General features: G+C 73.3%; 11 protein-coding genes. 5 read left to right on the forward strand and 6 right to left on the reverse strand.

The genetic code is table 11. From position 1 onward, the window contains the following. The first annotated feature begins 181 nt into the window (after nucleotides 1-181). The 3 genes from AB0D48_RS20300 (at nucleotide 182) to AB0D48_RS20310 (ending at nucleotide 5,750) form a co-directional block, all read left to right on the forward strand. The gene (locus AB0D48_RS20300; protein WP_362398386.1) at nucleotides 182-3,706 is read left to right on the forward strand and encodes a DNA polymerase III subunit alpha; all 3,525 of its coding nucleotides are present in this window, start codon (nucleotides 182-184) and stop codon (nucleotides 3,704-3,706) included. Continuing rightward, nucleotides 3,703-4,710: a hypothetical protein gene (locus tag AB0D48_RS20305; RefSeq protein ID WP_362398389.1), complete on the forward strand. Its 1,008-nt coding sequence runs from the start codon at nucleotides 3,703-3,705 to the stop codon at nucleotides 4,708-4,710. Before AB0D48_RS20300 ends, AB0D48_RS20305 begins: the two co-directional genes overlap by 4 nt. A 179-nt stretch (nucleotides 4,711-4,889) precedes the next feature. Beyond that, on the forward strand, nucleotides 4,890-5,750 hold the full coding sequence (locus tag AB0D48_RS20310; RefSeq protein WP_362398392.1) for an alpha/beta fold hydrolase: 861 nt from the start codon (nucleotides 4,890-4,892) through the stop codon (nucleotides 5,748-5,750). 127 nt (nucleotides 5,751-5,877) lie between these two features. On the opposite strand, the gene AB0D48_RS20315 is transcribed toward AB0D48_RS20310, so the two are convergent. The 4 genes from AB0D48_RS20315 to AB0D48_RS20330 form a co-directional block, all read right to left on the reverse strand. After that, nucleotides 5,878-6,933: a lytic polysaccharide monooxygenase gene (locus tag AB0D48_RS20315; RefSeq protein ID WP_362398395.1), complete on the reverse strand. Its 1,056-nt coding sequence runs from the start codon at nucleotides 6,931-6,933 to the stop codon at nucleotides 5,878-5,880. Between the two features lie 240 nt (nucleotides 6,934-7,173). After that, a complete protein-coding gene (locus AB0D48_RS20320) occupies nucleotides 7,174-8,145 on the reverse strand; it encodes a hypothetical protein (RefSeq protein ID WP_362398398.1) in 972 nt (323 codons plus the stop codon). Nucleotides 8,146-8,346: 201 nt separating this feature from the next. Then, nucleotides 8,347-8,829, reverse strand: a complete 483-nt coding sequence (locus tag AB0D48_RS20325; protein ID WP_362398401.1) for a DUF402 domain-containing protein — start codon at nucleotides 8,827-8,829, stop codon at nucleotides 8,347-8,349. After that, nucleotides 8,826-9,776, reverse strand: coding sequence for a GNAT family N-acetyltransferase (locus tag AB0D48_RS20330; protein ID WP_362398404.1), 951 nt, complete (start codon nucleotides 9,774-9,776; stop codon nucleotides 8,826-8,828). Before AB0D48_RS20330 ends, AB0D48_RS20325 begins: the two co-directional genes overlap by 4 nt. Before the next feature lie 71 nt (nucleotides 9,777-9,847). On the opposite strand from AB0D48_RS20330, the gene AB0D48_RS20335 reads away from it, so the two are divergent. Further along, the gene (locus AB0D48_RS20335; protein WP_362398407.1) at nucleotides 9,848-10,234 is read left to right on the forward strand and encodes a GntR family transcriptional regulator; all 387 of its coding nucleotides are present in this window, start codon (nucleotides 9,848-9,850) and stop codon (nucleotides 10,232-10,234) included. A gap of 280 nt (nucleotides 10,235-10,514) precedes the next feature. On the opposite strand, the gene AB0D48_RS20340 is transcribed toward AB0D48_RS20335, so the two are convergent. Beyond that, nucleotides 10,515-11,612 carry a DUF5925 domain-containing protein gene (locus AB0D48_RS20340; RefSeq protein ID WP_362398410.1) on the reverse strand — a complete coding sequence of 366 codons (1,098 nt, stop codon included), beginning with the start codon at nucleotides 11,610-11,612 and terminating at the stop codon, nucleotides 10,515-10,517. A 206-nt stretch (nucleotides 11,613-11,818) separates the two neighbouring features. Here AB0D48_RS20340 and AB0D48_RS20345 point away from each other — a divergent pair, with 206 nt between their 5' ends. Further along, a complete protein-coding gene (locus tag AB0D48_RS20345; protein WP_362398591.1) occupies nucleotides 11,819-12,625 on the forward strand; it encodes an SGNH/GDSL hydrolase family protein in 807 nt (268 codons plus the stop codon). A gap of 4 nt (nucleotides 12,626-12,629) precedes the next feature. Here the strand turns inward: AB0D48_RS20345 and AB0D48_RS20350 are convergent, their stop codons facing one another. Continuing rightward, nucleotides 12,630-14,273, reverse strand: coding sequence for a protein kinase (locus AB0D48_RS20350; RefSeq protein ID WP_362398413.1), 1,644 nt, complete (start codon nucleotides 14,271-14,273; stop codon nucleotides 12,630-12,632). Nucleotides 14,274-14,538: the final 265 nt, after the last annotated feature.

Here is a 14,538-nt window from a genome sequence, read left to right on the forward strand (position 1 = left end):
GAACGGATGACCGGCGGCGGATGGACGGCGATGGCCACGGGGCCCGGTGGCGTATGACCAGGACGGACGCGACCGGCCAGACGCCGTTTCGGCTGATCGAACAAGCGTTTCGCACGGATATTCGAATTGCTCTATGGTGGAAGACGGGGGGAGGTTCATCGAGCGAAGCAGGAGGCCGCGGGTGCCTGGTTTTACGCATCTGCACACCGTTTCGGGGTTCTCCATGCGCTACGGAGGCTCGCACCCGGAACGACTGGCGGAGCGTGCCGCCGAGCGGGGCATGGACGCCCTCGCCCTGACCGACCGCGACACCCTGGCGGGTGCGGTCCGGTTCGCGAAGGCGTCCGCGAAGGCCGGCATCCGGCCGCTGTTCGGGGTGGACCTGGCCGTTTCTCCTGCCGTGTCGCTCGCCGGGCCGCCCGCCGCGGGCTCGGCCGGGTCGGGGGGCCCGGCCGGGTCCCGGGCGGCGGGGCCGACGGGCTCGACGGGGCCCACCGAGGCCTCGTACCGGCGGCGCAACCCCGTCAAGGGCGGGGCCTTCATCGACGAGTCCGCTCCCCGCGCGGTGTTCCTCGCTCGCGACGGGGCCGCCGGATGGGCCGAACTGTGCCGGATGGTCACCGCCGCCCATGCGAGGGACGGGGACGCGGGACGGCAGCCGGTGCTGCCCTGGAGCGCCCTGCGCGGCGAGGGCGTCTTCGTGCTGCTCGGGCCCGGCTCCGAGACGGGGCGGGCGCTCGCCGCGGGCCGCCCCGACCGGGCCGCCCGGCTGCTCGCGCCCTGGCGGGAGGTCTTCGGCGACTCCCTGCGCCTGGAGGCCGTCCACCACGGCCGCACCGGCACCGGACCCGGCTCGCTCCGGCTGGCCGCCCGTACCGTCGGCTTCGCCGCCGAGCAGGGCGTCCCGGCCGTGCTGACCAACGCCGTCCGCTACGCCGACCCCGGCCAGGGCCCGGTCGCCGACATCCTCGACGCGGCCCGCCGCCTGGTCCCCATCGACCCCCGCGCCTCCCTCGACGGCGGCGAACGCTGGCTCAAGGACCCCGGTGCCATGGCCGAGGCCGCCGACCGGATCGCCCAGGCCGCCGGCCTGCGCCCCGCCGACGCGCGGCGCCTCCTCGCCGAGACCCGGCGTACCGCCGAGGCCTGCGCGGTGGACCCCGAGGACGACCTCGGCATGGGATCCGTGCACTTCCCCGAGGCCCGCCTCGTCGGCGCGGCCCACCGCAGCGCCCAGCGGGTCCTCGCCTCCCGCGCCTCGGCGGGCATGGTGCTGCGCGGCTACGCGGACGACCCCGCGTACTGGGAGCGGATGCACCACGAGCTCGACATCATCGCCTACCACGGCTACGCCTCGTACTTCCTGACGGTCGCTCAAGTGGTGGACGACGTACGGGCGATGGGTATCCGCGTGGCCGCACGCGGCTCCGGCGCCGGCTCCCTCGTCAACCACCTGCTCGGCATCGCGCACGCCGACCCCGTCGCGCACGGCCTGCTGATGGAGCGCTTCCTGTCCAAGCGCCGGCGCGTCCTGCCCGACATCGACATCGACGTGGAGTCCGCCCGACGGCTGGAGGTCTACCGGCGGATCATCGGCCGGTTCGGCGCCGAACGCGTCGCCACCGTCTCCATGCCCGAGACCTACCGGGTCCGGCACGCCATCCGCGACGTCGGCGCCGCCCTGTCCATGGCCCCGGCCGTCACCGACCGGCTCGCCAAGGCCTTCCCGCACATCCGGGCCCGCGACGCACGCGCCGCGCTGGAGGAACTCCCGGAACTGCGCGGCGTACGGGGGGAGTCGTACGGCAGGCTGTGGGAGCTCGTCGAATCTCTCGACGCGCTGCCGCGCGGGATCGCCATGCACCCGTGCGGGGTGCTGCTCTCCGACGCCTCGCTGCTCGCCCGCACCCCCGTGGTGCCCACCAGCGGCGAGGGCTTCCCGATGTCCCAGTTCGACAAGGACGACGTGGAGGATCTCGGGCTGCTCAAACTCGACGTGCTGGGCGTACGGATGCAGTCCGCGATGGCGCACGCCGTCGCGGAGATCCGGCGCGGCACGGGGGAGGAGCTCGACCTGGACGACCCGGCGCAGGTGCCGCCGGGCGACCGGGCCACGTACGAGCTGATCCGCTCGGCGGAGACGCTGGGCTGCTTCCAGATCGAGTCCCCGGGCCAGCGCGACCTGGTGGGGCGGCTCCAGCCGGCCACCTTCCACGACCTGGTCGTCGACATCTCCCTCTTCCGGCCGGGGCCGGTGGCCGCCGACATGGTGCGGCCGTTCATCGAGGCCCGGCACGGGCGGGCCCCGGTGCGCTTCCCGCACCCGGACCTGGCCGACGCGCTGCGCGAGACGTACGGGGTGGTGGTCTTCCACGAGCAGATCATCGAGATCGTGAACGTCATGACCGGCTGCGGGCGGGACGAGGCGGACCGGGTGCGGCGCGGGCTGTCCGACCCGCAGTCGCAGGGGCGGATCAAGGTCTGGTTCGCGGCGAAGGCGGGCGAGCGGGGCTATCCGGTGGAGGTGATCGGCCGGACCTGGGAGATCGTGGAGGCCTTCGGCAGTTACGGCTTCTGCAAGGCGCACGCCGTGGCCTTCGCGGTGCCCACCTACCAGTCCGCGTGGCTGAAGGCGCACCACCCGGCAGCCTTCTACGCCGGGCTGCTGACCCACGATCCGGGGATGTACCCGAAGCGGCTGCTGCTGGCGGACGCGCGGCGTCGGGGCGTGCCGGTGCTGCCGCTGGACGTGAACCGGTCGGCGGCCGCCCACCGTATCGAACTGGTGTCCGGTACGTCCGGGGTGTGGGGGCTGCGGCTCGGGCTGTCCGACGTCCACGGCATCAGCGAGGCCGAAGCGGGCCGGATCGAGGCCGGACAGCCGTACGCCTCCCTGCGCGACTTCTGGGACCGGGCGCATCCGGGCCGCCCGGTGGCCGAACGCCTCGCGCAGGTCGGGGCGTTGGACGCCTTCGGCGCCAACCGGCGCGACCTCTTGCTGCACTTGACCGAACTGCACGGCGCGCAGCGGGCAGCAGGCGTACGCGGTCCTCAACTCCCCCTGGAAGGCGGCATGTTCACCGCCTCTGTCGGGCTGCCCGACCTGACCGACGCGGAACGGCTCAGCGCCGAGCTGGGCGTCCTCGGTATGGACGCCTCGCGGCACCTGATGGCGGACCACCACGCCTTCCTGGCCGAGCTCGGGGTGATCGCGGCGCGGCGGCTGCGGGACGCCGGACACGGGCAGACGGTCCTGGTCGCCGGGGCCAAGGCGGCCACCCAGACCCCGCCGATCCGGTCCGGGAGGCGGGTCATCTTCACCACGCTGGACGACGGGACGGGCCTGGTCGACCTGGCCTTCTTCGACGACAGCCACGAGGCCTGCGCGCACACCGTCTTCCACTCCTTCCTGCTGCTGGTGCGGGGCGTCGTGCAGCGACGGGGCCCGCGGAGCCTGAGCGTGGTCGGGACGGCGGCCTGGAACCTGGCCGAGCTGGTGGAACTGCGGGCGGCCGGAGGGCTGGACGCGGTCGCCGCCCGGCTGGCGGAGCCGCTGCCCACCACGCCCGGCCCCCCGGACTCCGGCCGTCGCATCCAGCTGTCCACGGGGTACGAGATGAACCCCTGGGCCGACCTCCAGCCGCCGGGCACCGGCGCCGCGACCGGACGCAAGCTGTGGCACTCCAGCCCGGGGAGCGCGGGATGAGCACCGTGATGTGCCTGCGGCTGCACCCCGCCGACGGCGGTCCGCTCGGGGCGGACGCGTACGCCGGGGTGCTCGCGCTGCTCGGCGGGATCACCCCGGCCGTGCAGGCCCTGCCGCCCGACGCGGCCCTCGCCGACGTCCGGGCCGCGCTGCGGTACTTCGGCTGCGACGCCGCCGGGCTGGCCGCCGTGATCCGGGTCCGGTCCCTCGCCCTGCACGGCGTGGACGCCGCCGTCGGCGTGGCCGGCAACCCCATGCTGGCCCGCGCGGCGGCCCGCGAGGCCCGGCCCGGGGCGACCCTGGTGATCCCCGACGAGCCCGTAGCCGTACGGGAATTCCTGGCCGGCAAGCCCGTCACCGCCCTCGACGGGGTCGGCCCCAAGGCCGCCCGCACCCTGTGCTCCTACGGCCTCGACTCCGTCGGCCGGGTCGCCGCCGCACCGCCCGCCGCCCTGCGGCGGATCCTCGGCGCCCGGCTCGGCCGCGAGGTGCAGGAGCGCGCCCTCGGGATCGACCGGACCCCCGTCCGGCCGGGCGCGGCCGCCCGCGCCATCGCCGCCGAGCGGACCTTCGAACGGGACGAGCTGGATCCCGTACGGCACCGGCGGGCTCTGCTCTCGCTGACGGAGGAGCTCGGCGCGAAGCTCCGTACCCTTCGTACACAAGAACAGGGCGCGGGGCAGGTCTGCCGCACGCTCTCGCTCACCGTCCGCTGCGCCGACCGCACCACGCTCACCCGGACCCGCACCCTGGCCGAACCCACCGCGCACTCCGCCACCTTGACCGCCACGGCCTACGCCTTGTACGCCGGGCTGGGCCTGCAGCGGGCCCGGGTCCGCACGCTGTCCCTGCGTGCCGAGGACCTGACCCCGGCCGAACGGGCCACGCGGCAGCTCAGTCTGGACCCCGAGGACGACAAGGCCCGCCGCCTGGAAGCCGTCACGGACCGCGTCCGTGCCCGCTTCGGGCCGCACGCCATCGCCCGCGGCACGCTCGCGGCGTGACGGGGTTCCGGCGGCATACCGGCTGAGGACCGGACGACACGCGAGTTTTTACCGACGCGTAACTTCCCTGTGTTGCTACTCACCCGTAATTTAGCGGCAGCAGCTCCCCTTGTGATCCGGATCACGGGACGAACCCCCACGCTCCATCCCCTTGAGTCGAGCCGCAAGGAGATCACACGATGCTGCCCTGGAGACGCCTGCTCCGCCCGCTGGCCGTCCTCACCCTCACCGCCGCCGCGCTCGTCGCCCCCACCGGCGCAGCGCAGGCCGCGTCCGCACCCAGCAGCGGATGGAACAACTGGTCCTGCAAGCCGTCCGCCGCGCACCCGCGCCCCGTCGTGCTCGTGCACGGCACCTTCGGAAACTCCGTCGACAACTGGCTCGGCCTCGCGCCGTACCTCGTGCACCGCGGGTACTGCGTCTACTCGCTCGACTACGGGCAACTGCCCGGCGTGCCCTTCTTCAACGGGCTCGGACCCATCGACAAGTCCGCCAGCCAGCTCGACGTCTTCGTCGACAAGGTGCTCGCCGCCACCGGCTCCGCCAAGACGGACATCGTCGGACACTCACAGGGCGGCATGATGCCGCGCTACTACCTGAAGTTCCTCGGCGGCGCCGCCAAGGTCAACGCGCTCGTCGGGCTCGCCCCCGACAACCACGGCACCACACTGCTCGGCCTCACCCAACTGCTCCCGTACTTCCCCGGGGCCGAGGACCTGATCAGCGGCACGACCCCGGGCCTCGCCGACCAGATCGCCGGATCCGCCTTCCAGAACAAGCTGAACGAGGGCGGGGACACCGTGCCCGGGGTGAAGTACACGGTGATCGCGACCAAGTACGACGAGGTGGTGACCCCGTACCGGAGCGCGTTCCTGGACGGGCCGAACGTGAAGAACGTCGTGCTCCAGGACCTGTGCCTCCTGGACCTCTCGGAGCACGTAGCCATCGGTCTCACGGACCGGATCGCCTGGCACGAGGCGCTGAACGCCCTCGACCCGGCACACGCCGAACGGACCACGTGCGCGTCGGTCTTCGACTGACGCGCACGGGGCCGCGCAGGTGTGAACCAGGGAGTGTCGTCGAAGTAGCGTCGGCCGCCCGCCAGCCGGACGGGCTTTGACGACACGACCCAGCTGTGTCGTCCGGGCGGCCCGACGTCTCCCCCGGCTACCGCTGGGAGGTGCCCCCGGTCGCACGACGGCGGGCCAGCCCGAACAGCACGGCCGCACCGACGGCCAGGACGCCGGCCCCGGCGATCGCGAGCGTCGGGGTGGCGCTGCTGCCGCCCGTCTCCGCGAGGTGGGGATCCGGCGCGGACGGCGTCGAGGAGACCGGGGCGGCGGCCGCGTTCCCGTTCGTCTTCGGGTCGTTGTCGCCGTGGCCGTTGTGCTCCACGGTGGACTTGTCGGCGCCGGCGGCGATCTGCTGGTCCGTCGGGGCCGAGGGCGCGTCGGACGGCTTTGCGTCGCCGGGTTCGGCACTCGGCTCGGCACTCGGCTCGGCACTCGGCTCGGCACTCGGCTTGGTGCTGGGCTTGGTGCTCGGCTTGGTGCTCGGCTTCGGGTCCGAACCGCCGCTGCCGCCGTTGTCCTTCCCGAAGACGACGTCCGAGCAGGTGTAGAAGGCCTCCGGGCTGTCCGAGCGCTGCCAGATGCTGTAGATCAGGTGGCGGCCGGACTTGTTCGGAACCGTGCCGGAGAACACGTAGTCCCCGTTCTGCATCCCCGGGTCGGTGGCCTTGGCGAACGGCGCGGGCTCCAGGTCGGACCACTTCAGCGGCTTCGCCGGGTCGTACCCGTCCTTCGTCACGTACAGCTCGAAGGAACCCTTGTGGGGTGCGGTCCCCTTGTAGCGGAAGGTGTGCGCGCCCGCCGTCATCGGGCTCGCGGGCCAGTCGGCGCGCGCCAGGTCCAGGCCCTGGTACTTGTCGTTGCCGGCCGAGCACAGCTGGCCGTTCGGGATCAACGCCCGGTGGTTCCCGGCCGCGTTGGCGATGTTCACCGCGTTCCAGTCGTAGAACGCCTGCGCCCCGCCGGCCGCGACCGCGGCCTTGCACGCCGCGGACCGTGGGGACTCAGGCCCCTCCGCGTAGCAGGCCGCCACCCGGCTGACCGGGTCCGTCATCGAGCCGTGGGCGGCCGCGGGAGCGGCGGCGTACGCGGCCACCGCGAGCGGGGCGAATCCGACAGCGGCGATACGGACGGCGGTGCGGCGTGCGGGCATGGGTGGATCTCCTTCGGGCGCAAGGCAGGGGTGCGCCAGCGGAATCGGAATCGGCCCGTGGCGTGGCGCCGCCCCCCGGCGGCGCCACATCGGGCCCTTCCTGTCCTGGCTCAGCCAAGCTAGCCCCCCGAACCGCGGGTTCCGCCGGGTTCGGGCCCCGGCAGCGGATCCTTAGGGTCCGCTTAAGGCAGGGGTAAGAAGCCGCTCAGGAAACGGGGAAGTGCGCGAAGGTACGGCAGGTCAGCCCGTGCATCCGGTGACGCTGCCGGGCGGGGCGCAGTTGTCCGGGTGGTTGTCGCGCACCGTGGAGCTGTCCAGCGTCACGGTGCCGCCGTTGTTGCGGATGCCGCCGCCGCTGCCGGTGCCGCCGTTCGCGGTGTTGCGGCGCACCTCGGACTCGGTCAGGTTCACGGTGCCGCCGTCGGTGCGGATGCCGCCGCCCTGTTCGGAGGCCGTGTTGCGGGTCACCGTGGCGTGGTTCAGCGTCAGCGCGTCGGCGTTGCTGATGCCGGCGCCGTTGTCAGCCCAGTTGTCGCGCACCTTGGAGCGGGACAGCGTCGCGGAGCCGAAGTTGGCGAGGCCACCGCCGTTGGCAGCGCTGTTGTCGTTCAGCGTGGATTCGGAGAGCGACAACGTGCCCTGGTTGAGGATGCCGCCGCCGCTGTCCGTCGCGGTGTTGTGGGCCACCACCGAGCGGATCAGGTTCAACGTGGCGCCGGCCTCGTTGAGGATGCCGCCGCCGTTGTTGGCCTGGTTGCCGGCCACCGTGGACTTGGTCAGCGTCAGCGTGCCCCGGTTGAGGATGCCGCCGCCGAGGGGTCCGGGGATGGCGGCGGCGGGCTCGGTGACGGTACCGGTGCCGTTGACGACGGTCAGGTGGGACAGCTGCAACCGGACGCCCGGCTCGACGGTGACGGTCGAGCCGGCCCGGTTGCCGTTCAGGGTCGCGTACTTCTGACCGGTCACGGTCAGGTTCTTGTCGACGGAGAAGGTGAAGGGGCCGACACAGGTCCCGTTCACCAGCAGCGTATCCCCGGTGGCGGCGCCGTCGATCGCGGGCTGCAGGGCCAGCGGGTTCTGGAAGCAGTTCACTGGGGTGGGATGGTCGTCGCCGGTGTCCGTGCCGGCGGCCGTGGCCGGGATCGCCCCGACCAGGCCGACCGCCCCCGCCACCGTCGCCGCCGTCGCCCACCGACGTGCTTGCTCGAGCATCCGTCTTCTCCTGTCTCAGTGCAGCGCGGAACGCCCGACGGCCTTTCCCGCTGTTGTCTCCGGCGGAGGCCACCTGAGCGCCCGCGCCGGAACAACGGATCCCCCTTCGGGCGGGGACAGCCCCGAAGACGGCCCCACGTCCCCCGAACGGCCCGGGACGATGACCGGTGTGGCCCACAAAGCGGGTTGCGCGGGGCCGGCCTACGCCAGGAGTGCGGGCAGGCCCGCCGTGGTCCGGGCCTGGTCGTCCAGGGTGTCGAGGGCCCGTACGGCCTGGGCGGCCGCCTCGGGGTCGCTCGTGGTGAGCCCGCTCTCCGCGAACTCGTCCTCGTCCAGGCGCAGCACCGAGGACCCGTCAGCCGAGACCCACAGGTCGAGGTCCAGGTCCTCCACGTGGATCTCCCCGCTGCGCACCACGGCCGGGCGGGTGACGTCGCAGTACCAGCCCTTGAGGACCCCGTCGCCGGTCCACACCTCCTTGACCGCGTACCAGCGGGTCCGCCAGAAGTGCTCGACGAACACGTCGCCCGGCTCGAAGCGGACGAAGCCGAAGTCCCGTACGCCCTCGGCCGCCCACGGGGCGCGTACGGAGATGCGGTCGCCGTCGTCGGCGACCCGCGCCGCCGGGTAGCGGATCTTGACGCGCCCCGCCTTGGTCAGGACGACGGTAAGCTGCTCGGTCACTCGGTCTCCAGCCTCTTCGTGTAGCGCGTCTCGGTCGCGCAGATCTCGTATCCGAACCAGGTGTTGATGGCGAGCATCGGGCCGTTGCCGGCGTCGTTGCCCGTGAAGGCCTCCGTGTACCCGGCCGCGCGGGCCCGGTGCAGGGACGCCGTCTTGGCGAGCTTGGCCAGGCCGCGGCCGCGGAAGGCGCGCAGGGTGCCGGTCATCGCCGAGCCGTAGCGGGTGGCGCCGTCGGTCCGAGCGGCGCTGAAGGCGGCCACCGCGCCGTCGAGGAGGACGACGGTGGTCAGCTCCTTGTCCAGGGACGGGTCGTTCCAGGTGTGGCTCAGCCAGTCCTCGTAGTCGTCCAACTCGATGCCCACGTCGCCCGGTTCGTCTGCGGTCGTCTCCGCGTCGGCCTCGAAGAGCGGACGCGGGTCGGCGGCGAAGGCGGAGCCGGGACGCAGCTCGACCCCGGCCGGGAGGGTGTCCGGGAGCGGGGGCAGCGTGGCCGCCGCCAGGTCCAGGCGCAGGAAGTGCGCGGACCGGCTGGGCCGGTAGCCGCGCCGCTCGGCGAAGGCGCGGTGGGCGGGCTCGTCGAGGACCCAGGCGTACGTGTCCACCGCGCCGTGGGCGGCGAGGTGCTCCTCGGCCGCGGCGAGCAGCAGGCGGCCGGCGCCGAGGCCGCGGTGCGCGGGGTCGACGTACGCGTTGACGTACGAGTGACCGGGCTCGGGGCTGTCGTAGGCGATGCCGACCTGGGCGGTGCCGATGACGCGTCCCTCCTCGGTCTGGGCGACGAGGAGGCGGTAGTGCGCGTCCGGGTGGGCGCAGGACAGCTCGAAGGCCACGCCCTCGGTCGTGGTGATGAGGAAGGGCAGGGCCGAGCGGCGCACCCGGACGACGGACTCCGCGTCATCTGCTCGGCCGGGCCCGCTCGATCGGAGATCACGGATGAGGACGGTCATGCGGCCGACGGTACGGGCGGACTCCGGTCGGGCGCCTCCCAATTATCCGACGATGGGGGACAATCGGCCGCGTGACCTCGACAAACCTGAAGATCACCATCGACGGCTCGACGGGCTCGCCCGCCCCGTACGAACAGCTGCGCGCGCAGATCGCCGACCGGGCCCGGTCGGGGAAGCTGCCGGCGGGCTTCAAGCTGCCGACGGTGCGCGGGCTGGCGGAGGAGCTGGGGCTCGCCGCCAATACCGTCGCGAAGGCGTACCGGGCGCTGGAGGCGGACGGGGTGATCGAGACGCGGGGCCGGAACGGTACGTTCGTCGCGGCGGCGGAGGGTGCCTCCCGCGAGGCCGCGGCCGCCGCGCAGGCGTTCGCCGACCGGGCCCGTCGCCTGGGCCTGACCGAAGCCGAAGCTCTGTCGGCCGCCGCCGAAGCCCTCCGGGCCCGGTACGCCGCCCCCTAGCCGCCCGCAGCCCGTCTGCTGGGGCTCTGCCCCGGAACCCGCGCCTCGAGCGCCGGCGTGGCTGGGGGACCGGGGATCCGCCTAGCGCCCCGCGCCTCAAGCGCCGGCGAGGCTGAAAGGTCGCCTCAAGCGCCGGCGCGCTGGAATGGGCTGATGCCGTCTGCCGGTGTGACGGTGCCCGCAGGGCGATGCCGGGCCGGCGGGACACCACCCGGCTCGTCGGCGCTTGAGGTGCGGGTCTGGGGCGGAGCGCCGGGAGGCCCGGCCGCAGGCGACGCCGTTACAGGTAGAGCCCGGCCTCGGACGAGTGCGGCTGCGGCGGGAGCACGGCCGCCGGCCCCGTGCCCCGGCGGAGGGCGAAGAGTTCGGCCAGGCTGGCTCCCTCGCGGGAGACGCCCTCGTCCGTGCCCAGCCAGTCCACCGCCTCCCGGTGGGTCAGCCGGCCCACCTCGATGCGGGCCAGGCACCGTCCGGGGCGGACCACGGCGGGGTGGAGGCGTTCGAGGTCCTCGTTGGTCGTGACACCGACCAGGACGTTGCGGCCCTGGCCCAGCAGACCGTCCGTCAGGTTGAGGAGCCGGGACAGCGCCTGCCCGGCGGTGTGCCGGGCCTCGCCGCGGATCAGCTCGTCGCAGTCCTCCAGCAGCAGCAGCCGCCACCGGCCCTTCGCCGTGCCCTCCTCCTCGCCGATCGCGATGTCCATCAGGTAACCCACGTCGTTGAACAGCCGCTCCGGGTCCAGGACGCAGTCCACCTGGCACCAGTCCCGCCACGACCGGGCCAGCGTGCGCAGCGCCGAGGTCTTGCCCGTCCCCGGCGGGCCGTGCAGCAGGAGCAGCCGGCCCGCGATGTCGTCGGGGGTCACCTTCATCAGCCGGTCCATCGCTGCGGCCACCGGAGCCGTGTAATTGGGCCGCACTTCGGCCCAGGTGCCGGCCGCGATCTGGCGGGTCGTCCGGTACGGGCCGCGGCGCGGGGAGACGTACCAGAAGCCCATCGTGACGTTCTCCGGCTGCGGCTCGGGGTCGTCCTGCGCCCCCTCCGTGGCCCTGCCCAGCACACCGGCGGCGAGTTCGTCGCTGACCGCCGTCACGGTGACGTCCGCGCCCCGGCTCCAGCGGGAGATGAGCATGGTCCAGCCCTCGCCCTCGGCGAGCATGGCGCTGCGGTCGCTGTCCCGCGCCGAGCGCAACACACTGGCCCCGGGCGGCAGCAGGGTGACCCCCTGCCTGACCCGGTCGATCGACACGCTGTGCGAGAACGGCTGCTCGCCGGACGCGAACCGGCCGAGGAACAGCGCGTCGACGACATCCGACGGCGAGTCGCTGTCGTCGACGTTGAGCCGGATCGGCAGCGCGTCATGCGGGTTGGCTGGCATGGCGCCCATGATCCGGCACGAGTTGCCCTCATGCACCCGTGTTTCGCCGGATCGGGTGGCCGGGTTCCCTCTTCAAACGCATCGGGAGTGAAGATTCGGGCCGCAACTCCGCTCCGAATATTCTTGGCATGAACACTTCCAGCCAGGCCCGGCTCCTTGTACCACGGACTCAGGAGTAACCCCCACAAGGAGCCGCACACATGAGCATGAGACTCCCGCGCCTCGGCGCCCTCGCCTCGTCCCTCTTACTCGCCGCGGGCGCCGCCCTGTTCGGCGCGGGCCAGGCAGCCGCCGCCGCCCAGGCCGACTTCGGCTACGTCGCCCTCGGCGACTCGTACTCCTCCGGCGTCGGCGCCGGAAACTACGACGGCGCCAGCGGCGCCTGCAAGCGCACCACCCGCGCCTATCCGGCCCTGTGGGCCGCCGCCCACTCCCCGCAGACCTTCTCCTTCGCCGCCTGCTCGGGCGCCCGTACGGGTGATGTCCTCTCCGGCCAGCTCGGCCCGCTGAACTCCGGCACCGACCTGGTCAGCATCACCATCGGCGGCAACGACGCCGGATTCTCGGACGTCATGACGACCTGTGTGCTCCAGTCCGAGTCCACCTGCGTCAGCCGCGTCAACCAGGCCAAGGCCTACGTGGACTCCACCCTCCCCGGCCAGCTCGACCAGGTCTACAACGCCATCGACAGCCGTTCGCCGAACGCCCACGTCGTCGTGGTCGGCTACCCCCGCTTCTACAAGCTGAACGGCACCTGCGCCACCGGCCTGACCGAGGGCGAACGTTCCGCCATCAACGGCGCGGCCGATCACCTCAACGCCGCCATCGCCAAACGCGCCGCCGACCACGGCTTCACCTTCGCCTCGGTCGCCGGCGCCTTCACGGGCCACGAGATCTGCTCCGGCGACGCGTGGCTGCACAGTGTCAACTGGCTGAACATCGGCGAGTCGTACCACCCGACCGCGGCCGGACAGTCCGGCGGCTACCTGCCGGTCTTCACCAACGCCGCCTGAGGGACTAGGAACTGACCGAGGGCTCCGCCGTCGGCGGAGTCGGTGACGTACTGGCGCCAGGGGAGGGGGCCCCGCTCGTCGGGGACTCCTCCTCGCAGGTCACGGAGGTGGCCACCCACTGGGTCGCCACCTCCGCGGGCCCCCGTACCTCCAGTCGGACCGCGTCCTGGAACGTCGCGTCCGGCACGTGCGAGAGTTCGGTGTGCTCCAGCCGCCGGCTCCTCGGCCCGCCCTCCTCGTACGTGACGGCCTGCCAGCCCGGGCCGGAGGTCTTCCCGCTCCGCGTGGCCCAGCGGTATTCCAGCCGAGCCGGAGTGCGCTCCACCTCGACGGTGGCGGTGAAGGCGGGCGCGCGCTCCGGCGGCGGCGGGCAACTGCCGCTGTACGAGGCGCGCACGGTGTCGACGTACACGGACACGTGCTGCCCGGGGGCCGGCGATGCCGACGCCGATGCGGACGGGCCCGCCGATGCGGGAGTGGTGACCGCCTGGGCGCTCGTCGGAGGGCCGGTCGGGCCGACGCCTCCGCTGTCGCCGTCCCCGCCCTCCCGCTCCTTCAGCAGCAACCACCCCAGCGCGGCCAGCGCCAGCAGCAGCACGACGATCCCGGCCGTGAGCAGCACCCCGGCCCGGCCGTCGCGCGGCGCCGCCGCGGGAGCCGGCACCGTCGTGGGAGCCGGCACCGTCGGCGCGGGTTCGCCGTACGGCGACCGCCGCGGCTCCTGCCGGTGGTCGTGGTGCCGCACGGCGGCCGTCGGCGAATCAGGCCCCGACACCGGCCCGCCGGATGCCCGTACGGCCCCGCCCGTGCCCACCACCCGCAGCATCCGGGCCGCCTCCGACGCGGGCAGCCTCTCTGCCGGGTCCTTGCGCAGCAGCCCCTCCAGTACGGGCTCCAGCGGCCCGGCCCGGCGCGGCGGCGGCATCTCCTCGTCGACCACGGCCCGCAGCGTGCCCAGCGGAGTCTCCCGCCGGAACGGCGAAACCCCCTCGACGGCCGCGTACAGCATGACCCCGAGCGACCACAGGTCCGACTCGGGACCCGGTTCGCGCCCCAGCGCCCGCTCCGGCGCCAAGTATTCGGGAGAGCCGATCACCTCGCCGGGCATGGTGATGGCCGAGGACCCCTCCAGGCTCGCGATCCCGAAATCGCTCAGCACCACCCGGCCGTCATTGGCGATCAGTACGTTCCCGGGCTTCACGTCCCGGTGCAGCACCCCCGCCTCGTGCGCGGAGCGCAGCGCCGTGAGCACCTGTTCCCCGAGGTGCGCGGCGCGCTGCGGGGTCAGCGGGCCCTCCGCCTCCAGTACGTCGGCCAGCGTGAGCCCGTGCACCAGCTCCATCACGATCCACGGCCGGCCGTCCTCGGAGGCCACGTCGTAGACCGTGACGACCCCGCGGTGCGAGACCCGGGCCGCCGCCCAGGCTTCCCGCTCCAGCCGCCGGTACATCCGCTGCAGTTCGGCGGGCTCGATTCCGGCGGGCGCCCGTACCTCCTTGACGGCGACCTCGCGCGCCAGTACCTCGTCCCGGGCCCGCCACACGATGCCCATCCCGCCGCGGCCGAGGGGCTCCAGGAGCCGGTACCGGCCCGCGATGACACGATCGGGGCTCGATTCCCCGTCCACGCCGGCCACATTCCCACTCACGCGAGCCCCTCATGTGTGTTCGTGCGCGCCCATGTGCCACGAGGTGATCACTCCAAGTTAGCGCAGTGCGCACGATGTGGCCCCTGTCACGGCGCGACTCGCGCGAGGCTCCGCCCGCCCGGCGCGCCTGTGCGGAGAGTGACGGCCGACTCCGCTGAGTAATCGTCAACTCCCCGTAGGAGTAGGGGTAATTCACACCACCGGGATACCCGAGCGCGACGCGGGGACGATAGGGTTAACCTGCCCGGGCCGGGTGCCCTCGTAC

It is taken from the genome of Streptomyces sp. NPDC048269 (genome assembly GCF_040652395.1).
Classification (GTDB): Bacteria; Actinomycetota; Actinomycetes; order Streptomycetales; family Streptomycetaceae; genus Streptomyces.

Coding starts and splice junctions, on each gene's coding strand:
- AB0D48_RS20305 (WP_362398389.1), top strand. CDS start 3,703: ATGAGCACCGTGATGTGCCTGCGGCTGCACCCCGCCGACGGCGGTCCG.
- AB0D48_RS20345 (WP_362398591.1), top strand. CDS start 11,819: ATGAGACTCCCGCGCCTCGGCGCCCTCGCCTCGTCCCTCTTACTCGCC.
- AB0D48_RS20340 (WP_362398410.1), bottom strand. CDS start 11,612: ATGCCAGCCAACCCGCATGACGCGCTGCCGATCCGGCTCAACGTCGAC.
- AB0D48_RS20330 (WP_362398404.1), bottom strand. CDS start 9,776: ATGACCGTCCTCATCCGTGATCTCCGATCGAGCGGGCCCGGCCGAGCA.
- AB0D48_RS20310 (WP_362398392.1), top strand. CDS start 4,890: ATGCTGCCCTGGAGACGCCTGCTCCGCCCGCTGGCCGTCCTCACCCTC.
- AB0D48_RS20320 (WP_362398398.1), bottom strand. CDS start 8,145: ATGCTCGAGCAAGCACGTCGGTGGGCGACGGCGGCGACGGTGGCGGGG.
- AB0D48_RS20315 (WP_362398395.1), bottom strand. CDS start 6,933: ATGCCCGCACGCCGCACCGCCGTCCGTATCGCCGCTGTCGGATTCGCC.